Genomic DNA, 24509 nt, shown 5'->3' on the forward strand with positions numbered 1-24509 from the left:
AGCGGAGACTCCTTCAGTCATGGACACGGTCGGAAGCCGCGACCTCCGGCCGGTCGTGAGGGCCCCGGAGGCCCCGGGCCGACAGGACGAGCACGATCAGCCCCACCACCACACCCGTGGCTGCCTGACCGGCGGACCACATGCCGCCCATCCGTTCCCCGGTGCCGTCCGCGCTCCTCGTGGTGAGCACGAAGAAGAGCGCGAAGAAATCGCATGCCACGGCGAGTGCCGGAGTGAACAGCCAAGCTGCGGCTGCTTGCCGGTGCAGGGGACGCTCCGGTGCAAGGAACACCGCCACCGGAACCACCAGCGCGGCGATCGAGGCAAGGCCCGCGGTCAGGGGCCCGAGTCCCGGTGAGGGTCGCAGGACCGTCCAGCACAGCAGCGCCGACAGGGTGAGAACCGTCGATCGCGGGGGAGGCCAGGCCCAGGGCCGCGGGCGGGCGTCGGTGCGCCACACGTACATGGCGGCCGTCGCGGTGGCCGTTGCGGCGAGCAGGGTGGCGCTCGTACGGACACCGACGGCAGCGGGCGCCGAAGCGAGGCCCAGCCCCCGCCACTCCGCGGGCACGGCGAGGGTGGCGGGCAGGAAGAGCCCGGTCAGCCCGGCGAGGAAGGCCGCTGTCCTGTCCGGTCTGCGCACCACGATCTGGGCGATTCCGGTCAGTAGGAGGACAATATGAGGGAGACTGATGGTGACGATGGCGCCCCAGATCACGGGGTCGCCGGTGGCAGTGCGGAAATCAGGAAAGTAGGCGCGCCACTCAAACGGCCACCAGCCGCCACGGCCAGCCTCCACCATGACGTGCCAACCGACGTGGGGGGCGTCACGGAAGGACACGGCGGCCGCCGAACCGGCAGCGGTGTGCGTGACGGTATCGGTCCAGGTGTACGCCCACAGGACAGCGGAGGAGACAGCGCATATTCCCGCAGCTCGAGGGAGCAGGCCGGCCCGGGACAGGGCGACCCTTTTCACCGGACGGCGCCACCCTGAAGTGAGTCAGGCACAGGATCGGTGGCGGGGCCGGGAGGGGCGGCCGTCGCGGTCCCCACGGCCGAGGCTGGTTCATCGAGGTCTCGCCGGTCTAGGGAATCAGGACTTGCCGCGGCGTCTTCGGGGTCAGCTGGAGCCGTGTCACCGACGACGTACTCCACGCTGACCGTCAAGTGGGCGGCGCTGGTCGCCCGCGCCACCACCACGCCGGCATCCGTGGTCACGTTCACGCCGATCTCGACGGTGACTCGCTCGGGCTGTCCCGGACCCGACCGAGCCCGCTCGGCGACGAGGTGCGCCACCCGCAGCACGCGATCGACGCCCTGCTCAAGGCTTTCCTGCAGCCGCTCGGTGGTTGCCCGCCAACGACGGCCCGCCGGAACGGGAACATCTAGGTCCGCGATCTCGAAGGGGACCGACTCCCCTTCACTCAGGCGGATTTCGACGTACTCGGCCATCAACTCCCCCTTGCCGAAGACACCGAGCAGACCATGCGGACGCCGCGCGCCCGTGCAGACCGGACCTCAGCGTCCGGCGCCTGCCCCACCATAGAACGCCGGATCCCAGTTCCTCACAAGACAGGAAGAGTTGACACCTTTCGACCGACTCTGTCAGCGTCGACCTCTGGATCCCTCTTTGTGAGATGAGACCCAGCCCTGCAGCAACCACCAGGATGACGATGTTGGAGAGCGTCGCGCGTTGGTTCTCCGAGTGGACCGCTGCCTGGCGTTGGTCGCGCCAGATCTCCAGAACTACATCGCTGTCGTCGGCCATGTGACCACACCATGCAGGGACTTACCCGGAAACGGGTCAGGCACCGCCAGCACCGGCGCCCTGCCGGACTGATTCTCCCGTCCCGGCCCTCCCCGGCTGCCGAGTCAGCTGAGCCGGCCGAGTTGGCGAATGTGCTGGCTGAAAGCTGAGCGAGTTCCGGAAGCGAACGCCAGAACGGCAGCCAGGGCAGAGATGACAGCGAGTGCCAGGAGCAAGTGGTGGCAACCGCCACAGGTCCGCCATGGCCGCACCGGCCCAGGGAGCGAGCGCCGCCGCCACGGTGGCCGGAGAGGAGAGCAGAACCGCACAGGCGGCCGTAGTGCGTGGTACCGCAGCGGTCGCTGATCGCGGTGGCCTGGAGCAGGGTGGGGTTTCCGCGTACGACGCCGACGAGCAGGATCAGCAGGGGGAGGGGACCGGATGGCAGCGCACGCACCGCCGTGGTCGTGCCGCCCGCTGCGATCAGCAGGCTCGTCCTGTGACAGTGAACCTTGACCGATTGCCATCGACGTCTGACGACCGGGCGTCTGTGTCATCGAAGCTTGACCGGACGGAGTTCCGCAGCTCATGTCGGACAAAAGGCGGCTAGCGTGGCGTGGTGTCGTCGGGCTTGAACGGGCCGCCGTGGCCGGGGACGATCAGGTCCGCGGCGGTCAGCACTCGGATCCGGGAGGCGCGCAACACCTCGCGGTCGGGGGCTACTGGGTCGTCCGCCGGGCCGTCCGCGTGCCACCACAGGTCACCGGCGAAGGCGACCACGCCCGAGTCTGTGCCCGCCAGCAGTGTGATGTCCTCGGCACTGTGGCCCGGGGTGCGGATCAGCCTGAGCGACGGGGTGAGTTCGTAACCCTCCGCATCCCGGTTCCTCCACTGATCGCCGAGGTATTCCACCTTGTGGTCGTGCACCCGGGCCCGTTCGAACAGGCCCACGTTCATGGTGTTGTCCGGGTGGTGGTGGCTGAGCACCACGTCTGTGATGTCGTCGGGGCCGAGCCCCAACGCGTTCAGCGGGGCGAGGATGTGGTCGCGACTCGCCACCATGCCCGGGTCGAAGATCACGTGCCGGCCGGCGTCGGAAATGTAGGAGACGGTGGCGGCGACTCCGGGGCCGGTGGAGCCGACATATCCGGTGGTCAGGATCGTGTATGTGGCGCTGCGGCCGAGCGGTGCGTCTGTCATGGCCTCAATCCTTCCGGGGAGGCCGATCTTTCACGAGTGGCACAGCTGCCGCTGATCGCAGGATTAGTGCCAGACTGCACGGGTGTCTCCCTTCATGACCGTGGCCGCGTACACCCCGCCCGGAGTCGGCATGCTCGCCGTCGGCATCGTCGGCGAGGTCTTCGGCCCGCACGGCGCGACATTGCCCGGCTTCGACTTCGCCCTGTGCACCGACCGGCCCGGTCCTGTCCCCACTGACCTCGGCGTGCCGCTCACCATCACGCACGGCCTGGACCGGCTCGCCTCCGCCGATCTGGTGATCGCCCTGCCATGGGCCGGCTTCCGCACACCACCCGCTCCCGCCGTGCTCGATGCACTGGCGGCCGCACACGAGCGCGGCTCAGTGGTCGCGGCCCACTGCGTCGGCGCTTTCGCGCTCGCCGCCGCCGGACTGCTTGACGGTCGGCGGGCCACCACCCACTGGCGGTTCGCCGAACTGCTCGCCCGCCGCCACGCCAACGTCACCGTCGAACCCGACGCCCTCTACATCGACGAAGGACGCATCATCACGGGCGCGGGAGCCGCCGCGGGCTTCGATCTCTGCCTGCACCTGCTGAGGCGGGAGCACGGAGCCGCAATGGCCAACGCCGTTGCCCGGGACATGGTGCTGCCCTCCCACCGCGACGGCGGGCAGGCCCAGTACCTGGCCGCCCCCATCCCCGAAGACTGCCGCGACGAGCGTCTCGCCGAGGTACTCGCGTGGGCCCGCGAGAACCTCCATGAGCCGCTTCCTGTCGCGAAACTGGCCCAGCGTGCCGTGATGAGCAAGCGCTCCTTCGCCCGCCGTTTCACCGCCGCGACCGGCACCACCCCCCACGCCTGGCTGCGGAGCCTGCGTCTGAGCAGCGCCGAGGAGCTCCTGGAGACCACAGACCTGCCGGTCGAGGAGATCGCCCACCGCGTCGGATACGGAAGCGCGGCCGTCCTGCGCGAACAGTTCGTGCGCCGCCGGGGAGTGCCGCCCCGCTCCTACCGCCGCTCCTTCACCAACACGCCGTAACGAAGGCGAGCCAACGCCGCTCCGAGCAAGGCCGCCTCCCACTCCCGCAGGACCTGGCTGCGGCATGAGCTGCGGAACTCCGTCGGGTCAAGCTTCGATGGCGAATCGGTATGCCGCCTGGGTCTTTGTCGTACAACCGGCCTCGGCGACGGTCCGCCGCTGCACCACACCGGCGTCGGGCGCCTCACGGGTGGAAGGGTGGGGCGTGAACCGCAGCCGTCCCGGCCGTGCCCTGGGCGCGCAGTCGGCGAACGACGTGACGGGTGCGTGGCCGGCGCGAGGGAAGGGTATCGGACGTCCACGAAAGGCGTGCCATAGTGCCGGCCTCCCCGCTCGCGCGCCCACAGACGCACAAGGCATACCCCCGTGCGGCGCCGAACTCCCCTACAGGAGTGAGGAATCGGCCATCCGCATCCGATGCTCTGGGGTGTGCGGAGGCGGGCGACGGGGGTGAAGAGCGCGATGCCGTTTCCCTCACCCGTATGCCGTGTCGACCCGTGGTTCACCGCCGTGTCACCGCAGGTTTCGTTCGGACCCTCCCCGCGTTCTCGATCAACGCCTTACCATTCGCGTACTTGCCGGGGTGGGCATGGGGGAGGAACTCTTGTTCGGTGATGTTCAGGAGAGCGTGCCGGGTGCGGCTGCCGTCGCGAAGGGCCGGAGCGGGGTGGGGGACCTGCCGGGCGGTGTGCGGCTGTACCGACTGCTGCCCGACGGCTCGATCGTCCTCGCCGACCGGGACGGCGCCCGCGACCTCGGTCCGGAGCGGGATCTCCTGCGGTTCATCGACGACGGGCAGTTCGCCCACTACTTGGTGGGCGACGCCGCCACCTCGCCCGAGCGTCCCTCCAACGCCACGGTCAAGCTCGGTACCGTCGGCCCGCGCAGCGCCTTCACCCCGCACGCGCACGGCGGTGAGCACTTCGTCCTCAGCCTGGGCTACGCGTCCTGCGGCCTGTACGACGCCGACCGCGACCGGGTCACGGAAGTCCCGCTCACACCGGGCGAGTTGATAAGAATCCCCGAGATGATGCCGCATTCCTTCGCCAATCGGGACACTTCTCCGCTGACCATCCTGGCCGCCAACACCGGCTACGGCATCGACCACGAGGACTACGCGATCACCGCCCCCGAGGCGGACCGCAGGGCGGCGGGCCCGGCGGACGGCACGGTCGCGCCTCCCGGCTCCACCGGCACGAGCACCCTTGCCCGCACCGACTACCTGGCGCTGGCCGCCGCGCTGCGTGACATCGAGCGGGTCCAGCGGTTGCGGGGAGCGGGTGTCACCACCGTCAAGGAACGCCTGGCCGCCCGGCTGCGGCGGCTGGCCCACCGACTGGAGGGCCCCGCGTGATCTGTCCGCACTGCGAACAGTCCCTGCTGCGCAAGGAACGCCCCGGCAACGTCTGCGGCAAATGCGGCCGCAGGTACGCACTGGACCCCAAGACCAACCCCCTGCACCTGAACGACCTCCGTGTCCGCCGCGTCGCCGCCAAGCTCACCGAGGAAGGCCGACTGCGCTGCACCACCGGCCAGTTGTGGTACGCCCTGTCGCGCAAGTCGCTTCAGGACACCGATGTGGAGACGGGCTGCGGCGGAGTGGCCGCCCTGTTCGGCCTCTTCCTCGGCGTCGCCGGGCTGATCAGCGATGCGGTGCTCTTCGCGCTGCTGGGGGGTCTGCTCCTGGTCACCGCCCTCGGCTACCTCATCGCGGGGGCGTCGGGATGGAGGCGAGGCCGGCCCCGCGTCTCCCGGGAGTCCTTCCGTACCGAGTTGATGCGGGAGTGGAACGACGTCTACGGCTCGCTCCCGCCGGGGGTGATCAGCGACAAGGGGTATCCCTCACCTCGGCCGTCCCCTCGTACCTCCCGTACCGGCGGGGACCGTTCGACGGTACCGACAGCCGAGCCCGCGTCCGGCGGGCCCGTGCTGCTCTGCCCTGACCCGTCCGTCGCCGTCTTCCTGGATGCCGCCGGCCTGCCCGCCCGCCACGGGCTGCGCCTGGTCGCCACGCCCGACGGACTGCCCGCCGCCCTCGACCCGTCGGGCCCGGGAACGGTCCTGGTCCTCCACGACGCCGACGCCGCCGGCCTCGCACTCGTCCACAGCGTGCGCGCGGCGTACCCCGGACACCGGGTCGTGGACCTCGGACTGCCGCCCGACGTCGCGCGGGACCGTCCCAACGCCGTGCCCGTACGGGGCGAGCCGCCCGGCGACGCTGTCATGGAGGTACTGCGACGCAGCGGGGAGTACCCCCCCGACCAGCTGAAGCGCCTGTCCAAGGGCTGGGGGCTGCCCCTGGTCGCCGTCCCGCCCGCCAAGCTTCTCGCGGTCGTCACCCGAGCCGTCGAGCGCGCCGGCACGGCCACCGACCCGGAACGTCGGCGCGCCGCCTCCCTGGGCTTCATGACCTGGCCCGGCGGAGGCGGTACATGATCTGCCCGCACTGCCGGACCTCCCTGCCGCGCAAGGAACGCACCAACAGCGTGTGCTCCCACTGCGAGCGGGCCTTCGCCCTCGATCCCAAGGTGCACGGCCGCGGCATGCACGACACGAGGATCGAGCGCATCGCCCGCACCCACACCGACGAGGGCCGCCGCACGGTCACCCTCACCCAGTTGTGGTACCTGGCCCGCGCCGAGAACCGCACCTGGGACGCGGCTCCGCGCAGCGGTCGCTCACCATGGGTGGGACGCACGGCTGCAGTGGCGCTCGTCGCCGGACTGGCGGCGCTCGCCGTGCGGCTGCCGGACAGCGCCCACGCCGGACTGCTCTGGTGGGGCAGCGTGGGGGCGGCCGTCGTCGTGTACCTGATGGCGAGGGGGCGGCCACGCAGGCCGGCCCGCCGTGCCGGCGCATGCGTGGTGCCGTACCCGCACGCCTTCCGGACCATGATGCTCGGGCGTTGGGTGGAGGTCTACGGCAGTTTGCCGCCCGGCGTCGTGGACGAGGAGAAGGCCGGCGACGCCGCGTTCCCGCCCGCGGATCGGGACCGGCAGAAGCAGACGGTGGCGCTGCTGTGCCCGGACCGGGCGGTACGCGTCTTCCTGTCCGTCAACGACTTCCCGCACCGGCTGGGACTGACCCTCGCCGCCCGGCTCGCCGATCTGCCGCCCACCGGGCCCGTGGTCGTCCTGCACGACGCGAGCGCCCGCGGCTTCCAGCTGCTGGCCGACGTTCGCGCGGACCGCCCCGACGCGGTGGTTGTGGACGCGGGCCTGCCGGTGAAGGCGGTCCGGGGCAACCGCAGGGCCGTCGTTCTCCATGAGGATCCCCCCGAGAGTGTCGCATCCGGCGGGGCCGACTGGCTCCGGCGGATGGAACGGCTCGCCCCGGAGGACGCCGCATGGCTGCGACTGGGCTGGCTCGGTCCGGTCGCCGCGGTCCCCCCGGCCCTGCTGGAGGCGTCCGTCGCCCGAGGCGTCGAGCGGGCCCGGAGCGCCCCGGAGCCGTCGCGTCGGCGGGCCGCCGAGCTCGGATTCCTGAGCTGGCCGCAGCCGCCCGAGCTGGAGGGGATCTGACATGCGTCACCTCGTCGAGCCGCGCACGGCCGCCGTCTTCACGAGCGTTGCCGCGGCGGTCGTTGTCCGCCGCGCGGCGCCGACGCGTGGGCGGACCCCCGAGCTCGGTTTCCCGAACCAGCCGCAGTCGTCGCCCGGGAAGGACGAAAGCTGACATGCCGACCCCCATCGAGCCGCCCGGGCCGTTGCGCCCGGTCTCGCGGATGGTTCTGGAGCGGGCGATCGGCGTCGCCGCCCGGCGCGCGGCCCTGCCCGGCGGGATTCGCTACACCGAACGTCAGCTGTATTACGAGACGTGCCGCGTCCTGAGGCCGACTCCCGCGCCACTGCGACGCATCCCGCACAGCCCGCGCCCGCCCCTCAGGCTGCCCCGCTTCGCCGAGGCGCTGCGGGGACTGGAGCCGGCCGGACTCCTTTTGCCCCCGCACCGTGCCGCCCGGACGATCGGCGGGCCCGCGCGCGAGGCCGACCTCTACGCCTATGGGCTGCCGCGCCTGCTGATCTGCCAGGACCGTTCCGTCGCCTGGATGCTGCTGGCCAACCACGTCCACCTGGAGGCCGCCTGCCCCGTCCTGAGCGCGGCCGACGACCTGCCACTCGATCCCCGGCTGGTGGCGGCGCTGGAGCGGGCCGAAGGCGCCACTGTGCACGTCCTGCACGACGCGAGCCCCACCGGCGTCACCCTGCCCGCCCAGGTGCGCCGGCAGCTGGGGCCGGTGCCCGGAGTACGGGTGGCCTCGCTCGGGCTTGTGCCCCGGCACGTCCGGACCCTGCGTCTGGTGACCGGGCGCGCACCCGGCCCCGTCCCCCCACTCGGCCCGCCGCTTCCGGGGCTGCGGCCCGAGGAGGTCGCCTGGCTCGCGGGCGGCCGGTTCGCGGAGGTCGCCGCGGTGGCGCCGGCGCGGCTCCTGCGCGCCGTACTGCGCCTGACCCGCGGCCCCCGGCCGTCCCGGCACTCGGTCTGGGGCGAACTGCGCGAGCTGCGCACCGCGGGGTTCATGACCTGGCCCGACGCATGATCGGACGCCGACTCGAGGACCGTATGCCCGACCACCGCAGACCCGAGGACCGATGAGCATGATCCGCCCCCGCGAAATCGGCTACACCGACGAATTGCTCGCCGACGGCAGCGTCCACCGCACCTACGAGGACGGCCGTCAGGAGTGGCGCCGCCGCGGCCCCGGTGGCGTGGTGGACTGGCACGACGACCGGGGCGGCGCGGGCACCGACGAACTGCTCGGGGACCGGATCGTCAAGCGGCTGCTCGCCGACGGCACCGTGACCTACGGGCGGGACATCGGCTACGGCCGGACGCTGTGGGGCAGCGGTGACACCGTGATGATCAACCGGACGTCGTTCGGCGGCCGGATGGGAGCGATCCTCGTCGGCCTCGGCGTCACCGGACTCGCGGTCACCGCCGCTCAGTTGCCGCCCGCGCACCTGACGCCGGAGGAGGAGGAAGAACTGCGCCAGCAGGCCCAGAACTCGTCCGCCTCGGGCGGCGACGGCGGCGGGGACGGCGGCGGGGACGACTGGGACGGCGGCGACTGGAGCGAAGGCGAAGACGGCTGGAGCGACGACGACTTCGGCTGACCGGGTGCGTCGCGGCGGTCCGGACCAGGGCGCCGCGTACACACCATGACGCACGTACGGGCACGGTCCACCTCCCCGAAGAGCGCGCGGGCGCAGCCGGACACAACGACGAAAGGACTCCCTCGCTCCATGGCACGCTTCTGCGTCTGTCTCGGCCCGGATCCCGGCCACTCCGACGTTCGGCCCGCGGCCGCCGACGCCCACCTCACCGCCATGGGGGCCCCGCCTCTCGCGCCGGGACTGGCACTGCTGCCCGACGAACCCGGTCACGCCGAGGGGCCGTTCGAGGCGTCCGGAATGCGTGCCGTCGGCGAGGTCACCCTGCACAACCGCGCCGACCTGCTCACCGCGCTCGTCACGGCCGGCGCCCCCGCCCCGCCCGGCTGCGGCGACGGCGAGGTGCTGCTGCGGCTGTGGGCCCGGCTCGGCGCACCGGGCGTCGCGCTCGCCGAGGGCCTGTTCGCGCTCGCCGTCCTCGACGGCCGCGACCTGGTGCTGATCCGCGACCACGTCGGCGCCCGCACCCTCTTCTACGCCCGCGCCGGCGACACCTGGGCGGCCGCCACCTCCCTGCGCGCCCTGCGCCGCTGGCCCGCACTGGGCACCCGGATGAACCTCTCCGCCGTGCGCTCCTTCCTCACCTTCGCCTACCTGCCGGGCGAGGAGACGCTGCTGGAGGGCGTGCGTGAAGTGCTGCCCGGACGCGTGGTGCGGCTGGCAGTTGACGGGACCCTCAGCCAACAGGCGTACTGGGAACCGCAGGAGAGCCACGGCGAGCCGGGCGGGCCACGACCCGATGACACGTACGCCCTGACGCTGCGCGCCCTGCTCGAAGAGGCGACCGCACGCCGGCTGCCCGAGGCCGAAGCCGTCGCGGTCCTGCTGTCCGGGGGCGTCGACAGCTCCCTCGTCACCGCGCTCGCCGCGAAGCTGCACAGTCACCCCGTGCACACCTACTCCATCAGTTTCGGCGGCGAACTCCCCAACGAACTGGGCTACTCCGGGCTCGTCGCCGCCCACTGCCACACCCGGCACCGGGTGCTGACCGTGTCCGGTTCGGCGGTCGCGGCTCGGCTCGCCGAGGCCGCCGCCCTGCTCGACAGCCCGGTCGGCGACCCGCTGACCGTGCCCAACCTGATGCTCTCGGAGGCAGTCGCGGGGGACGGGCTCGGCATCGTCCTCAACGGGGAGGGCGGAGACCCCGTGTTCGGTGGTCCGAAGAACCTGCCGATGCTGGTCCACGAGATGCACACCGGGGCGCCGGGGGCGGCAGACGCGCCCTGGTACGAGGACCGGGCCACCGCCTATCTGCGCTCCTACCGCAAGTGCTGGACCGACCTGCCCGACCTGCTGACCCCCGACGTGCTCGCCGCGTTGGACTCCGCCCCGGCCCCGCAGCGCTTCGTCGAGCCCTACCTGACCGGCCCGGACCGGATGACCCACCTGCTCGACCAACTGCTGCACTGCAATCTGCGGACCAAAGGCGCCCACCACATTCTCACCAAGGTCGAACGGCTCACCGCCTCCCAGGGGCTCCAGGGCCGTGCCCCCCTCTTCGACCGGCGCGTCATCGACCACGCCTTCGCCACGCCTCCCGCCCTCAAACTGCGGGGCACGGCCGAGAAGTCGGTGCTGAAGGAGGCCGTACGCGATCTGCTGCCCGCCACCGTGGTGGACCGGCCCAAGAGCGGGATGCGGGTCCCGGTGCAGCAGTGGCTGAGCGGACCGCTGCGCGAACTGGGCGGCGACCTGCTGCTCGGGCGCGCGGCCCGGCAGCGCGGGCTGTTCCGGCCCGACACCGTCCGCACCTGGATGCGCGGCGAGGGCACGCTGCTGCCGCGCCAGGGCGGCAAGCTGTGGCTGGTCCTCACCCTGGAGCTGTGGTTGCGGGCGTACGACCTGTGACCGCCGGAACCCTGACGGACGTACCGTCCGCAACCGCGACGGACGTACGGCCGATGACCCCGCAGCCATGCCGACCGCTCGGCGTGCGGCGAGAACCAGCCGTGGAGGCAAGCGCACCGTGAAGACCACTCTCATCGACCCCCGCACCGGCCGGGTCCGTGGTACCGCCCCTGTCACACGGGAGGAGGGGATTCGGTCCGCGGTCGGCGCGGCCCGCGCGGCGGCGCCTGCCTGGCGCGCCCTGACACCCCGGGAACGCTCCCGCCGACTGGAACGGCTGGCGGCGCTGGTGACGGAGAACGCCGCCGCGTACGCCGTGCGGGAGGCGGCCGGGACCGGCAAACCCGACAGCGAGACCGCGGGCGAGGTGGAGCAGGTCGCCGACCTCCTGCGGTTCTATGCCTCCGCCGTCCGCGCCCAGTCCGCGCCGGCCGCCGGAACCCTCGTCGAGGGGCACGAGAGCTGGGTGCGTTGGGAGCCCCTCGGGGTGGTGGGCGTGGTGGTGCCCTGGAACTACCCGCTGATGATGGCCGCATGGCGGTGCGCCCCCGCACTCGCCGCCGGCAACACCGTCGTGGCCAAGCCCGCCGAGACCACCCCCGACACCCTCGAACTCCTCGCCGAGCACGCCGCCGAGGCACTCGGACCCGGCATCCTGACCGCAGTACCCGGGGACCGGCAGACCGGCCGGCTGCTGGTCGAGGCGGGCGTCGACATGGTCGCCTTCACCGGCAGCACGACCGCCGGCGCCGACGTGACGACGCGGGCCGAAGGACGCCGCGTCAGTCTGGAGCTCGGCGGCAACGCCCCCGCCCTCGTCCTGCCCGACGCCCCCGAGGACACCTTCATCCACCTGGCTCGCGCCAGCACCTACAACGCCGGGCAGAGCTGTGCCGCTCCCGCCCGCGTGATCACCCTGCGCGAGAACTACGAGCAGGCCGTGAGGAGGCTGGCCGAGGCGGCTCGCCAGTGCCTCGCGGGACGCGACTTCGGTCCGCTCAACAACGCCGATCAGCTGGCCCGCTACGACGCCATCGTCGAACGCTCGGCCGCCGGACGGAGCATGGCGGGCGACATCGCCCCGGGGCCGGGCGAGGAGAACGGCTTCTGGCGGCCCGCGCGCATCCTGGCCGACCTCCCCGACGACGACCCGGCGGTGGTGGAGGAGGTCTTCGGCCCCCTGCTTACCGTGCAGCGGGCCGATGACGCGGACGCGGCCGTCGCCCTGGCCAACGGCGTTCCGCAGGCATTGGCGGCCAGCGTGTGGACCCGGGAGCTGGGAGCGGGGCTGGAACTTGCCGGGCGGCTGAACGCCGGCGAGGTCTGGCTCAACTGCCACCTCGTCCAGACCGCGGAACTCCCGCACGGCGGCCGGGGCGCCTCCGGCCACGGCACGGACCTCAGCACGCTCGCCCTGCACGAGTACCAGCGCCCCAAGACGATCACCGCCCGGCTGGCGTACGGCGGTTGAATGCCCGCGCGGGTCCGCCGCACGGTGAGGGGGGCAGGGAGGAGTGACTGCGGACGAGCGGTTCTGTGCCTCTTCGTCGCGGTCGTCGGCATCAACGCCGGCCAGCGTCCCGCAAAGGCCCCAGGGGCCCTCACCCGCCTCGCAAAGCAGACCGGCGTCGTGCTTCCACGCGCAGGTGGTGGCCGATCTTCAGGTAGGCCAGGCCGTCGAGGTTGGCCAGGGAGACGCGGACCGACCATTCGGGGCCCTCGAACCCGCCGCCGTTCAGCACGTCGCGGGAAACCGCCGGACGCCTGAACGTTGCGCGTCCGGCGGCGTCTGCGGCTGCAGAACTAGTTCCCGGCTTCTGCTCGGGCCTTGTTGCGGGCCTGGCGCTGGACCTCGGGCAACGGGCGTAAGACGGCGCGGCAGCCCGCCACTGCCGGGAAGCAGCCACCGCGCCGAGACACGGCGTGCCCTTGAGGCCGCAACTGCCCGCTTGCACGTGCGTCGGAGAGCTTCCTGGTCATCGCCGATGTCGCTTTCAACGTCGAGGCCGCCCGGCGGGCAGGCACGCCGACGCATCTGTTCGAGAGCAACGCCGGACCACTACGGGCACCGCGGCTCACCTGGACGCCGGTCCCCGGGTCCCAGGGCATGTCCAGCTCGCGTGACGTCGTTGAAGAGCCACCCCGCAGGGCTCCTCCTCGGGAGCCCGGCTCATCAGGCCAGCGGCAGCCGCCCGAGCCGGCGGCCGGGGTCGGCCTGCCGTCAGCAGGGCAGCCACGGCTGGACTCCGGGGCAGAACGGGACCCTCCCAACGCGACGGGACCTCCACAGCCGTCAGGCGCACCTCGGTGCCGTGTTCGTGTGCGGCGTCGAAGAGGGTCTGCAGGACCTGTACGCCTGCCAGGTCGAGAGCGCCGAGGCGGGCATGCCATGTCTGCGTCTGGGGGTCGTAGGAGGCGACCTGGCGGAGCCGGTCGCGTTGTTTCTGCCATGACGGGTCGGCGGCGGACGCTGTGTGAATGCTGGCCTCCAACACCCACGCGTGTTCCGCGGGGTTCGGGAGTACGGTCGGGGGCGACTTGTTCGCTCGTCCCGTTCCGGCCGTCGTAGTGCAAGACCCGCGCGGTGGATGTGGAGGTGAAGATCCCGCCGTGCGTGTCGGCGGCGGCATGGGCGAACTCATCGCACACGCTCGAGTCGACCACGCTCACCCACCTATGCCCGTCCCAGCGCACCGCGATGGGCCTGGTCACCCCCTCCACTTGGCCCGTGCGGCCGACGGCCCAGAGCTGCGTCGGCGACTGTGCAGTGAGCCCATTCAGCTCTCCGCTCGGCGCTGCGACCGCGGGCTGCAGCGGCACCGTGCGCCAACTCCCGCCGTGCCAGTGCAGGGTTAGCGGTTTGCCCCGATCACCGCCGACGGCCGAGACGTCCCGGGGCGACAGCGCATGGAGGGCGCGCACGCACACCGTCGATGGCAGGCGACGGCCGACCATCCCGCGGCGGTATGGCGCCGGAGGAACGAACGGCATGTGCCGTTACCGCCCTGTCGCCGGCCCGCCACCCACACGTCGCCCGGCCCCGCGACGGTCGCCGCGTCCACCACAGAGTTGGGCTCGTGCCAGATGAGTGTCCACTGACTTCCGTTCCAGCGCGCCGCACGGGCCTACTGGTCCCCGCCGTCACCGGAACGCTGCGCGCGTCCAAAGACCCACACGATGTCCGGTCCCGATGCTGTCACGACGCGCAGGTCCCGCCAGGACACCGGGCGAGCGACTGTCTGGTCGGCCGCGATGACCAGGTCCTTCATGGTCCGCGGTGGGTCGGGATACTTCATTTGCGGCGGCCGGCCTGTGCCCGCACAGGTCGGCTGGACGGTCCGGGCGTCGGCAGGGTGAGTGCTGTGGCGGGCCGCGCGTCGGCAGGGTGAGCGCTGTGGCGGCCGGAAACACCGACCGCGTAGGGGAGGTTGCGTTCCTCCAGGCCGCTGCGGAAGGCGGCGGCGTCGCCGTATCCGGCGTCCGCGAAGACCAAGGGATCCCGTCCGGGCACGAGCCGAAGCGGCTTCAAGCGCATGTACTCGCGTTTCGTCGCCCTCAGGGGCCGGCCCGCCGGACGAGGCATCCGCAGGCCGGCCCATGATCCCGAACTGCCCGAGCGCTGGCTGCTGGCCGAATGGCCCGCCACCGAGCCCGAACCGGTGCAGTTCTCGCTTACTAGTGCTCCCGCGCCCATGGCCGCAGTTTTTCCGGGTTGCGGATCGCCCAGATACGGGTGACGCGCCCGTCGGAGACGTCGAACGCGGCCACGGTCATGACGACACCGGACCGCTGGGCCACCAGGCCCGGGACACCGTTGACCGACCGTTGCAGGAGTTCGAGCCCGGGAGCCCTGTCGGCGACGGCGACCATGTACTCGGCGATACGCGCGCCACCCTCGACCGGGCGCAGGACGGTCCCGACCATGCCGCCACCGTCGGCGGTCAATACGGCGGCCGGGTCGAGAAGACCGACCAGGGTTGCGATGTCCTTGCTCTCCCAGGCCTCCTTGACGTGCCTCACTACGTCGGCTTGGCCGGTCGCCGGCACCGGAGCGCTTGCGGGGCGTACCCGCCGCCGGGCCGAGGCCGCGAGCTGCTTGCAGGCCGCGGCGGTCCGGCCGAGCACGTCGGCGATCTCGGCGAACGGGTACCGGAAGACGTCGTGCAGGACGAACGCCACACGTTCGGCGGGCGTCATCGACTCCAGGACGACGAGGAAGGCCATAGCCACTGACTCGTCCAGGACGATCTGGTCGGCGGGGTCCGTGGGGCCCGTGGGGCCGGGCCCGGAGGGACCGCTGCCCGCGTTGGCCCACTCGGTGCGGTCGGGCAGCGGCTCGGGCAGCCACGCGCCGACATAGCGTTCACGGCGGGCCCGCGCCGAGCCGAGCAGGTCCAGGCAGATGCGACCGGTCACCGTCGTCAGCCAGGCGCCGGGGGACAGGATCTCCTCCTGCCGGCTCCGGGGTAGCCCGTACCAGCGTGCGTAGGCGTCCTGCACGGCGTCCTCGGCCTCGGTCACCGAACCGAGCAACCGGTAAGCCACATTGATCAGTTGGCGTCGCTCGCCGGCTACCGCGTCCGTGCCGCCCCCGACAGTCCCCATGCTTCTGGCCCCCGCCTTACCTTTCGCAGCCCTGTGTCGTCGGGCTGGTGAGACCTTATCGATCTGCTGCCCTAGGGCGGAAAAGGAGACTGTGACATGGCCACTCAGGTGACGGCGACGACGACAAACGCGCGGCGCGGCCCCTCGTTCCTGCGGATCGCGATCGCCCTGCAGACCCTGACCATCTTCCTCCAGGCGGTTTCCGCCGGACTACTGCTGACCTCGTCCTACGGAGCGAGGCTGCACGATGTCGGCGCCCGTGTGATGTACGGGTCGTCGATGCTGTACCTGCTCGCCGCCGTGCTGGCGTGGAAGCCGGGCGGCGGCCCGGCCCGGCCCGTCGGGCATGCGTCGGGGTTCCTCGTGCTCGCCTCGGTCCAGGTCGTGCTCGGCATCGCAGACGTCCCATCGGTGCATCTCCCCTTGGGAGTGCTGATGTTCGGCCTGAGCATGCTGGCGCTGGCCCGGCGCTGAGGCCCGAAACGGCGTTCTTAGGTTCCAACTTCTCCGGTGGACCGGCGCCACCACTTCCCAGTGCTTTCTGTAGGACCCGTACCGTTTCCGTGATCGCTGGTCGGCGGGCCGCGCCCGTGCGCCATAGGGCGTACGGCGTACTTGCATCGGGTCGAGGGGGACCTCGACGACACCCGGGGGGGAGGGGGCCCCGGCCGAGGCGGGGGATGAGGGCGACGCCGAGGCCGGCGGCTAAGGGTGCGGCTGTGGTCGCGACCCCTATGGCCCTCAAGCACACCGACGGCGCAGTTCCGCTGCGACAGAGCGACGTCCAAGCCGTCGCCTGACAAGAGGCTCGCGCGGGCCCACGGCCTGTCGTGGGTGCGTCCTAGGGTGGGGGTCTGCCCCGTCGCCTATGGGTGCCGCCCGAACCCTACGATCTGTCCCGCACGCTGCGGGTGCTGCGTCGCGGTGCAGGGGATCCGACCTGCCGCTGGGAAGCGGACGGCACCTGGTGGCGCACCTGCCGCACACCCGACGGCCCCCGGCCGAAGGAACTGTGATCGCCGGGGACGCCTGGGGCCGGGGAGCCGACTGGACCCTGGAATCACTCCCTGCACTGCTCGGCGCGAACGACGACCCCGCCGCGTTCATCCCGCGACACCGGACCGTCGCCCGGGCACACCGCAGACACACGGGCCCGCGCCTCCCACGCACCGGCCTGGTCATGGACTCGCTCGTGCCCACCGTTGTGGAGCAGCGCATCGCCACCGGCAGCGCGCACTACACCTGGCGCTAGGGCTCTGACCGGGAAGGTTGGCCGGGTTGGCGGGTCACTGGCGGTGGGATGATCGCGCGGTGAGTGATGAGAGGGTGTTGGCTGTGAAGGCCGTCGAGTCCCATGTCCGGGCGTTCTTCGAAGGGCACTCCGTGGAGGTCGTCGACTACGACCTCGGGGCGGAACGTCGAGAGGTGGCGCCCGATCTGCGAGTTCTCGTTGTGGAACCCGGTCCCCGGAGCGACAGCTGGGCCTATGTGACCGCCGGGTGCTGGGCCCTGATGGAGAAGGACGGTCACGGCCTTGAGTTCGTCATGACCGCCCACGTCCGCGACCAGCGGTTCGTCGAGCTCATGGCGCTGATCGCTTACTACCACTGCGGAGGACATCAGCTCGACTTGGAGCACAGCATGCCGATCGGTGAACCGTGGGTCCCCGGGTCGACCTGCGATCACCTGCTGATCAGCCTGCCCTATCTCCACGGACCAGACCTTGAGCACTGTCCCGTGCCCGGGGGCCACGCCCGCATCTTGTGGGCCCTGCCCGTAACGACAGCCGAGGTCGACTTCCGCAGGCGTCGCGGGCACGAGGCGTTGGAGCAGCTCTTCGACGAGGCAGAGATCATCCCGACCGATCCTTTCAGGGCGTCGGTTGCCTGAGATTCCGTCATGCGGCGGTCACCTATTGTGATCATCAGGGGCGTATCGGCTCAAGGTTCCGCCGGCCTCGGTGACCAGACGGGTTTGCGCCCCGCCGTAGATCCCGAAAGCCACCAGCGCGGGGAACACGAGAGCCGCGGCGAGCAGGGACAACCGGACGTTGCGGGTATTCTTGAACGTCACGGGCCCCAGAGAAAAGGTGTTCCGGCCCCGTACCGTGCTGCCCTGCAACGTGATGCTGCCGATCGTGGTGCGCGTGGGTTCGGCGGCCGTCGGGGCGGCAGCCAGGGCCGTGGCGATACTCTCGGCGAAGCCCGGATCGGCGTCCACTTCAGCCTGGAGCAGCGCGCGCAGCTCGTCAACCGCCGCAGGGTCTTCGGGCCGGTCCTCGACCGCGCGCAGGGCCGTGGACCTTCGATCGGTCTCCCGAGCCGGTCGCGAACCATCGTGGAGATCGTCTGTCCCACTTCGGTACCGGCCGTAGCGGCGACCCCGCTCGCCATCTGCATGATGATCTGTAGCCCTGTGTCGCCCCCCGGAGCATCGAGTCGTCTGAATCCCACTTTCCCTGGACACGTCAACAACAACGGGAAGCGCCCAACAGTATCGGGGCAGAATACCCAGACCGGAGGGATCCGGAGCAGACCGAAATCTGGCCCCGACTCGGACCGCCGGGCACGGCCCGACGTGGAGCTATCCCACGACGCTTCCCGTGGCAAAAACAGCTGACGTTGTCGTGGTAAACCACCGCAATTCCCCATGGGCAGGCCAGCTTCATCGCCGCGTACGGAACAATGGCCAGCGTCCCCGCCCAGGCGGCGAGTTGGACGAGCTGTGGAGCGTCGGACGGCGCTCGTACGGCAGTACCGGCGGGCGGCGGTCGGACCGGGTCGTGGCCGCGAGCAGGACCCTCCCGACCGCCGCCAGGGCCTTTGTTCGCGGCAGCGGCCTGGCTGTCCACTCCCTGACCGGGCATCAGCGTGATCGCATCCATCGCACAAGAAGGTCGTGCCCGGGCCACCTTGGGGACCTTCCCCTCCAAGCGGGGCCCTGTCGACGGTGCGGCAATGCGAACGACCGGCATGCTGCCTGCGCGCGTCCCTCTTTGGGGGTGCGGGCCCTGCGGTGTGCGGTGTTCCCCCGCGCCGACCGGGGTGTCGTCGCATCCCCACGCGCGTCGATGGCGCCGTTGACCGTGACAGCCTCGGTCGGAAGTGCACCTCTCTGCGTCGATCAACGTCGTCCCGTCTCGCTGACCGGCCGCTGGCAAGTCCGGACGACGGGGCTGCCTCGATTTGAACCAAGGTGACCCCGCCGCGCACCTGGGCTTCTGGCGGATTTGGTGCTCAATCAAACGCCTGCAAGCGTTATATGACTAGTTCGTACCCAATTGATCCCGCTCCGGCACGCAATTACTGTGTGCTGTCAGATGGCTGCTGTCAGTAGTCACGGGTTTGGAGGATCCATGCGTAGGTCCATGACGGTATGCACGGTGCTCGCGCTCGGAGCGAGCCTGCTGGTAGGAGGTATGGTGCCCGCGGCCACCGCTGCGACCACGTCCGGTGGGATCATGGCGGTCCGGGCGCCGACCCCCCCGTCTACTGTCCCCGACCTTGACGCCCCGGGGCCGGCCAAACCCGTCGACTTGCCACCGGACCAGCAGGTGCACGACCCGGGGCGGGTCACCATCCAAGCCCCGCCATACACACGCATCACCCAGGTGGACCCCCGCTGCAGGGGCCACAACTGTCCGGTGACCATCGCCGCCGACGGCTCGTCCGCCGCCTTGGACTTCCAGGTCCGCAGCCACTGGATCTGGCCGTGGACGGTCTACATCGCCGCCAACGCTGATGCGCCCCTGGCAGGCGGCCGCTTCAGCGGAAGCTTCACCTTCGAAGGCGTGACGGTCCCGCTGGACGTCAACATCACCCCGGGCACCCCGGGTGATTTTGGCGGGTCTGTCAACAACGTCCCTGGGGGAGGAGGTGCCCGAGTCCGGTTCGTGGACCCTGACCTGAATGCCGCCGCCGCAGGGTTCATGGTCAACGACATCATCACCTCCGCCGACGGGCAGCCCGTCACGTCGCGCGCATCCCTCGGTGCCGCCCTCGCAAGCAAGCGAGCTGGGGCCACCGTGCCCGTGAGTATCAGGCGTAGCGGCACCCCCATGACCCTGCAGTACACGATCGACCAGTGATCACTGCGGCCCAGCCCGCCGGTGTCCGCGCGACTCGCCGCCCGGCGTAACGTGAGGACTGCCCTCCGCCCGCCGTGTCCCAGTCGCCCAGGAGAGCGGCTGGGGCGCGGCGTTGCGCGTTCTCGCAGGCAAGCCGGCGTGGCATTGCCGGATCGGGCGTTGGCCGCCACCCCTGCTCGGGGTGCGTCGGTCTGATCCGGGTCGCCGCCGAGCCGAGGAGCTTCACGTCCGGGCGTCGGCGAGGGGCGTCCGGTTCGGTGCCTTGTCACCGTGCACCCCAAACCACCCGGAAGTGGACTTGCCGTACTCAGCGCTCTTATGACTTTCTGGAACCAATCGACAACTGTCCGCCGTGGACGGTCGGCGAAGCGGTGAAGGGATGACGATGAGCACAGCCCACGCGGCAGCCACAGATGGTGAGCACCCCGCCCCTCCGATCAGGACGATCGCCGGGACCGGTGACGCGGGGTCCAAAGGTGACGACAAGCCCGCGCTCTCAGCTCAGTTGAACCGTCCGTGCGGGGTCGCGGTGGACAGCACCGGCACCCTCTACTTCTCCGACCACGAAAACCACCGGGTCCGGAAGATCACGACCGACGGGAAGATCACCACCGTCGCGGGGACCGGGGTCGCGGGCGACGGGGGTGACAGTGGCCCTGCCGTCTCGGCACGGTTGAACGGCCCGCGTGGGGTGGCGGTGGACAGCACCGGCACCCTCTACATCGCCGATGGCGAGAACCACCGGGTCCGGAAGGTCACGGCCGATGGGAAGATCAGCACGGTTGCCGGGACGGGCGCCGCGGGTTTCAGCGATGACGGCTGCCTTGCCACCGACGCCGAGTTGAACTACCCGTACGGGGTCGCGGTGGACAGCAGCGGCACCCTCTACTTCTCCGAGCACGACAACCACCTGGTCCGGAAGATCACCACTGACGGGAAGATCAGCACTGTCGCGGGGACCGGGGTCGTGGGCGAGGAGGGGGACGACGGTCCAGCGGCTTCAGCCCAGCTGAACTGCCCTTACGGAGTGGCGGTGGACGGCGCAGGCGCCCTCTACATCGCCGATGCCGAAAATCACCGGGTCCGGAAGGTCGCGGCCGACGGGAAGATCAGCACGGTTGCCGGCACGGGCGCCGCGGACTTCGGCGGTGACGATGGCCCGGCCGTTTCGGCCCAGCTGGACTACCCGTTGGGGGTGGTGGTGGACAGCACCGGCACTCTATACATCGCCGACCACAACAACCACCGGGTCCGGAAGGTCGCGGCCGACGGGAAGATCAGCACGGTCGCCGGCACGGGCGCCGAGGGCTCCGATGGTGACGGCGGCCCGGCCGCTTCGGCCCAGTTGAACTACCCGTTCGGGCTCGCTGTGGACTGCGTCGACGCCCTCTACATTGCCGACTACGGCAACCACCGGGTGCGTAAGGTGGCGGCGGCGGAGATGGCCGGGCTGCCCGATTCGGGAACGGTGGTCTCCTGGGCGAATGTCCGCAGCAGGCTGCGGATGGGGGTCGCGCGTGAGTCCGCCAAGGACGGTGCCGAGATCCACCAGACTCTCGCCGCCTCCAGGGACCACCAGCGGTGGCGGCTGGTCGTGGCGGGCCAGGACGACGGCGACGTCCTGTACACGATCGAGAACGTGCGCAGCGGCAAGGTCCTGGAAGTCGTCGGAGCGGGGGAGGCGCCAAGCGCGGTGATCGCCCAGCGCACGTACGAGGGCGACGACGCGCACCACCAGCACTGGAGGCTGATCCCGGTGGGCCTGGTGGGCCCGGCGAACGGCACGCCGCGGGTGTACGAGATCGCGAACCGCAACAGCGGGCTGCTCCTGCAGGTCGACACCAACGCCCGCGCGGTGATCAAGCAGCACGGGTCGCAGGGCGATCACCAGGGCCGGCAGTGGCAGTTGTTCCCCGTGTAACGCACGTGGGGTCAGAGGCGCCCTCGCCTCTGACCCCACGCAAAGCCGGGCCCTATTCGGACTTGGAACGGGGGGGTTCCTCGGAACGGGGAGGTTTCTCGGCGCTCGCCTGGGGCGCCTTGCCGGGCTCCGCGGCCTTGGGTGCTTCGGGTGCCTTGGGGGGCTTGGTGTAGTCGCTCTTGTTCGGCTTGCTCTCCAGGTCCTCGTTCTTCTTCAGGCCGGGGTGCTGTGTCACCGTCTCACTCGCCTTCCCCATGCCGCCTGCGGCGGCGGCGGACACCGAGCCGGGATCCTGGGCGTACTTGGCCTGCTTACCGGCCGATGCCTGGGCGGTCTGGATGAAGGAGCCGAGGAAGCCCAGCATGGTCCGCGCTTCGGGCGACTGCTCGCGTACGGCCTTCGCCTGAAAGGAAGCCCCGTGAATGGCGTTGTTGAACAGGCTCGTGCTCTTGTCGTCGTATGCGTCAGCTTCGACGTCCTCGAAGTCATCGACGCCCGCCGCCGGCTGGGGCTTGTCTTCGTCGATGGTCACCGAGAAGAGCTTCGCGCTCTCACCCGCGGAGTTGAAGATGTTGCCGAACACCATGGTCGTCACCCTTTCTTGTCGTCGTGTGGCCGGTCAGGGCTGCTTGTGCAGAGTTCGCGGGTCGTCGATCAGGTTCTCGCCCTCGAACATCGTGTGGTGGACGTCCAGGGAGGAGACGACCTCGGCCAGCCCCTTCATACGGAAGCCGCCGCCGGCCAGGTCGATGTCACCGATGTCGCGGGCGACCAGCTTGTCGAGACCGGGATAGCTGCCGGGCTGCGGGGGAGACAGCACCGCCACCGGCACCGGGTACATCACCGCGATCAGCCCGGAGAAGGTCACCGGGATCTCGTAGCAGTAGTGCTTGCGGCAACGCCGCTGCGTGGCGAGGGTATCCACGCGGGAGCCCGGCGGGACCTGGCCGGAGATCTGCGATTTCGAGGCCCAGCTGGTGTTCAGGGAGCCACCGACGGAGCCCGAGATGCCCAGCAGCAACGAGGCATTGAGCGTCGCGCTGCCGGTGGCGGTGCCCTGGGTCGTGAACGCCACCGAGTTCGTCACGGAAGCCGTCGCAGAGTTCGTCGCCGCGTTCCGCACGCCTGTCTCGGTGGCGTTGGCGTTGTCCACCCCCACGTTGTCCTTGCTGTTCTTGTTCGTCATCGTGTTGGCGTTCTTGTTCGCCATCTCGTTCTGGAGCTGCGTCTGGAGCTGCGCCTGGAGGTCCATCTTGAGCTGGTTCTGCAGCATCAGCTGGAGCTGTGCGGTGACGCTGCCGCCGAAGGTGAGCTTGGCTTCCCCCGAAAGCGACCAGGTGACCCCGTTCGACACGGTGAAATCGACCGAGTCGGTGAACGTCATCGGGGACGCCTGGCTGCGGTTGACGTAGGTGCGACAGGAGAACGTGTCGGGCGGGGGCTGGTCGATATCACACCGCTCCTCGATCAGCGGCTCGCCGAGGTTCATGTAGGCGAGCCAGCCCAGCTGGAACGCGGTCCCGGGGAAGGTGCCGAAGCTCGTTTTGTTGACGGAGAACCCGACGGGCTTGTGCCGCACGCCATCGTCGTCGACATAGACCAGGTTGGGGTGGTCCAGGATGGGCCGCCAGGTCTGCTCGTCTTGGACGTTGATGTTGAGTTCCCGCAGGTTCTTCTTCGTCAGCGGCCGGCGCTTGGCCTGTCCCAGGTTGTACGCGTTGGAAGACATTCCCCGCCCTCGATTAATCTGGCTGAAATTCACTCAGTGAAATGTGAACGAGAATCTGCGCGCGTTCTGGAAAGCGAAGCTAGCACGGGCTCTTGTCGCCCGGGAAGATGCCCAAATGCTTTGCGCTCGATCGAGTGAGAAAGGCCCGATGGCTGTTCCAACTTGCATTCTGAAAGGGTAACTTGAGGACCTGCCGGGCCGCTCGGCGAATCACCTTGCCCGCGCGAACTTCATAGCTTCGGATTTGCGAGTGGTGAGGTATTCGCGGCAGTCATTCAATCGTCTTCGAAGTCGTTTTTGTCGAATGCGGCTGGGTGTGCAGAAATGTCGCGCGGCAGGCTGCTGCATTGAGCGTCCGACGCGTTGTTTTCAACATTCAGGACAGGTGGGGTTTCGCGATGTACACCCAAGAACGCACGGCGATGTCGAATCTGGTGGTCGGCGGCCCGGTGGCCGTGAACAGCTACGACAACGCGATCGTGGCTGCGCTGGTGGAGAACCGGCCGGTCATGCTCGTCCACGCCTTCAACGGCGGCTACCTGCGGCCTGTCGAGCTGGGGGAGAATGACCACGACAAGGGGGTCAAGCTGGACACCGCCCTCGGCTCGGCCACCAAGGAGGCGAAGGGCCACCTGTGGTACATCACCCCCGCGGGCTTCTTCGGGCAGCGACCGCTGTATTTCATCGAGAGCGCCGCGGGCCAGGTCTCACCCAAACCTATCGGCGCAGCTGACGCCGACGCCGGTCGCGGCGACGACGGTGCGCCCAAGCCGCAGCGCAGGCGCATCACCGTCCACCAAAAAGCCCCCGAGAGCACGGCCGACACCGTTCAGGTGGGCCTGCCCGACAAGGTCGGCGCACTGTGGCGCGGGAAGAACGGTGCGCCCGAGGACACCCAGCTCTGGGTCGTCACCGTGACGCCGTGGGGTGGGATCACCTTCGTGCCGATCACCCATCCCGACGCCATCCTCGGGTTCAAGGACCACGCGGTGACGGGTGACAGCGAGGTGCGTCTCACCTACAACTGGGGCGGGGACTTCACCGGCACGGTCATCAACACGTTCTACCCGCGGCTGCCCAACGAGTGGAGCGTGCCGTACCACCACGTCTTCACGTGATCTGCAGCCGCCGCGCCCCCGTCCCGAGCCCACGCCCAACCGCC

Annotated in this window: 22 protein-coding genes and 1 pseudogene; 15 read left to right on the top strand and 8 right to left on the bottom strand. The window is 70.4% G+C overall.

The window, feature by feature from the left end:
- Positions 1-13: 13 nt before the first annotated feature.
- The 3 genes from AC0ZLC_RS04380 to AC0ZLC_RS04390 form a co-directional block, all read right to left on the bottom strand.
- Entirely contained in the window at positions 14-718 is a 705-nt protein-coding gene (locus AC0ZLC_RS04380; RefSeq protein WP_476750527.1) for a hypothetical protein, read from the bottom strand.
- Between the two features lie 254 nt (positions 719-972).
- Positions 973-1452 carry a CU044_2847 family protein gene (locus AC0ZLC_RS04385; protein WP_476750528.1) on the bottom strand — a complete coding sequence of 160 codons (480 nt, stop codon included), beginning with the start codon at positions 1450-1452 and terminating at the stop codon, positions 973-975.
- Between the two features lie 901 nt (positions 1453-2353).
- Complete coding sequence (locus AC0ZLC_RS04390; protein ID WP_476750529.1) at positions 2354-2947, bottom strand: MBL fold metallo-hydrolase; 594 nt, start codon at positions 2945-2947, stop codon at positions 2354-2356.
- Between the two features lie 94 nt (positions 2948-3041).
- Here AC0ZLC_RS04390 and AC0ZLC_RS04395 point away from each other — a divergent pair, with 94 nt between their 5' ends.
- The 8 genes from AC0ZLC_RS04395 (at position 3042) to AC0ZLC_RS04430 (ending at position 12476) form a co-directional block, all read left to right on the top strand.
- Positions 3042-3986 carry a GlxA family transcriptional regulator gene (locus tag AC0ZLC_RS04395; protein WP_476750737.1) on the top strand — a complete coding sequence of 315 codons (945 nt, stop codon included), beginning with the start codon at positions 3042-3044 and terminating at the stop codon, positions 3984-3986.
- Positions 3987-4575: 589 nt separating this feature from the next.
- Positions 4576-5340: a cupin domain-containing protein gene (locus tag AC0ZLC_RS04400; protein ID WP_476750530.1), complete on the top strand. Its 765-nt coding sequence runs from the start codon at positions 4576-4578 to the stop codon at positions 5338-5340.
- Positions 5337-6422, top strand: a complete 1086-nt coding sequence (locus AC0ZLC_RS04405) for a hypothetical protein (protein WP_476750531.1) — start codon at positions 5337-5339, stop codon at positions 6420-6422. Before AC0ZLC_RS04400 ends, AC0ZLC_RS04405 begins: the two co-directional genes overlap by 4 nt.
- The gene (locus AC0ZLC_RS04410) at positions 6419-7507 is read left to right on the top strand and encodes a hypothetical protein (RefSeq protein WP_476750532.1); all 1089 of its coding nucleotides are present in this window, start codon (positions 6419-6421) and stop codon (positions 7505-7507) included. The genes AC0ZLC_RS04405 and AC0ZLC_RS04410 overlap by 4 nt, the downstream gene beginning before the upstream one ends.
- Positions 7508-7662: 155 nt before the next feature.
- Positions 7663-8526, top strand: coding sequence for a hypothetical protein (locus AC0ZLC_RS04415; RefSeq protein ID WP_476750533.1), 864 nt, complete (start codon positions 7663-7665; stop codon positions 8524-8526).
- Positions 8527-8584: 58 nt separating this feature from the next.
- Entirely contained in the window at positions 8585-9100 is a 516-nt protein-coding gene (locus AC0ZLC_RS04420; protein ID WP_476750534.1) for a hypothetical protein, read from the top strand.
- Between the two features lie 129 nt (positions 9101-9229).
- Positions 9230-11005 (top strand): asparagine synthetase B family protein, encoded by a 1776-nt coding sequence (locus AC0ZLC_RS04425; protein ID WP_476750535.1) that lies wholly within the window; start codon positions 9230-9232, stop codon positions 11003-11005.
- Positions 11006-11123: 118 nt separating this feature from the next.
- Entirely contained in the window at positions 11124-12476 is a 1353-nt protein-coding gene (locus AC0ZLC_RS04430; RefSeq protein WP_476750536.1) for an aldehyde dehydrogenase family protein, read from the top strand.
- A 1821-nt stretch (positions 12477-14297) separates the two neighbouring features.
- Here the strand turns inward: AC0ZLC_RS04430 and AC0ZLC_RS04435 are convergent.
- Positions 14298-14588: a transposase gene (locus AC0ZLC_RS04435; RefSeq protein WP_476750738.1), complete on the bottom strand. Its 291-nt coding sequence runs from the start codon at positions 14586-14588 to the stop codon at positions 14298-14300.
- On the opposite strand from AC0ZLC_RS04435, the pseudogene AC0ZLC_RS04440 reads away from it, so the two are divergent.
- Positions 14497-14700: pseudogene (locus tag AC0ZLC_RS04440) on the top strand (IS701 family transposase); the annotation flags it as partial. The gene AC0ZLC_RS04435 and the pseudogene AC0ZLC_RS04440 sit on opposite strands and share 92 nt — an antisense overlap.
- Here the strand turns inward: AC0ZLC_RS04440 and sigJ are convergent.
- Positions 14681-15610: an RNA polymerase sigma factor SigJ gene (gene sigJ / locus AC0ZLC_RS04445; protein WP_476750537.1), complete on the bottom strand. Its 930-nt coding sequence runs from the start codon at positions 15608-15610 to the stop codon at positions 14681-14683. The pseudogene AC0ZLC_RS04440 and the gene sigJ sit on opposite strands and share 20 nt — an antisense overlap.
- A 96-nt stretch (positions 15611-15706) precedes the next feature.
- On the opposite strand from sigJ, the gene AC0ZLC_RS04450 reads away from it, so the two are divergent.
- The 3 genes from AC0ZLC_RS04450 (at position 15707) to AC0ZLC_RS04460 (ending at position 17500) form a co-directional block, all read left to right on the top strand.
- A complete protein-coding gene (locus tag AC0ZLC_RS04450; protein ID WP_476750538.1) occupies positions 15707-16084 on the top strand; it encodes a hypothetical protein in 378 nt (125 codons plus the stop codon).
- A 538-nt stretch (positions 16085-16622) separates the two neighbouring features.
- The gene (locus tag AC0ZLC_RS04455; RefSeq protein ID WP_476750539.1) at positions 16623-16862 is read left to right on the top strand and encodes a hypothetical protein; all 240 of its coding nucleotides are present in this window, start codon (positions 16623-16625) and stop codon (positions 16860-16862) included.
- Between the two features lie 59 nt (positions 16863-16921).
- Positions 16922-17500, top strand: coding sequence for a suppressor of fused domain protein (locus tag AC0ZLC_RS04460; protein WP_476750540.1), 579 nt, complete (start codon positions 16922-16924; stop codon positions 17498-17500).
- Positions 17501-17518: 18 nt separating this feature from the next.
- On the opposite strand, the gene AC0ZLC_RS04465 is transcribed toward AC0ZLC_RS04460, so the two are convergent.
- On the bottom strand, positions 17519-17830 hold the full coding sequence (locus AC0ZLC_RS04465) for a hypothetical protein (protein ID WP_476750541.1): 312 nt from the start codon (positions 17828-17830) through the stop codon (positions 17519-17521).
- Between the two features lie 1423 nt (positions 17831-19253).
- On the opposite strand from AC0ZLC_RS04465, the gene AC0ZLC_RS04470 reads away from it, so the two are divergent.
- Both AC0ZLC_RS04470 and AC0ZLC_RS04475 read left to right on the top strand, forming a co-directional pair.
- A complete protein-coding gene (locus tag AC0ZLC_RS04470) occupies positions 19254-19697 on the top strand; it encodes a PDZ domain-containing protein (RefSeq protein WP_476750542.1) in 444 nt (147 codons plus the stop codon).
- Between the two features lie 385 nt (positions 19698-20082).
- On the top strand, positions 20083-21618 hold the full coding sequence (locus AC0ZLC_RS04475; protein ID WP_476750543.1) for an NHL domain-containing protein: 1536 nt from the start codon (positions 20083-20085) through the stop codon (positions 21616-21618).
- Positions 21619-21670: 52 nt separating this feature from the next.
- Here the strand turns inward: AC0ZLC_RS04475 and AC0ZLC_RS04480 are convergent, their stop codons facing one another.
- Entirely contained in the window at positions 21671-22204 is a 534-nt protein-coding gene (locus AC0ZLC_RS04480; RefSeq protein WP_476750739.1) for a hypothetical protein, read from the bottom strand.
- 33 nt (positions 22205-22237) lie between these two features.
- Positions 22238-23347 carry a hypothetical protein gene (locus AC0ZLC_RS04485; protein ID WP_476750544.1) on the bottom strand — a complete coding sequence of 370 codons (1110 nt, stop codon included), beginning with the start codon at positions 23345-23347 and terminating at the stop codon, positions 22238-22240.
- A gap of 398 nt (positions 23348-23745) precedes the next feature.
- Here AC0ZLC_RS04485 and AC0ZLC_RS04490 point away from each other — a divergent pair, with 398 nt between their 5' ends.
- Entirely contained in the window at positions 23746-24465 is a 720-nt protein-coding gene (locus AC0ZLC_RS04490) for a hypothetical protein (protein ID WP_476750545.1), read from the top strand.
- Positions 24466-24509 lie beyond the last annotated feature (44 nt).

This window comes from Streptomyces sp. GLSS-08, from assembly GCF_056387915.1.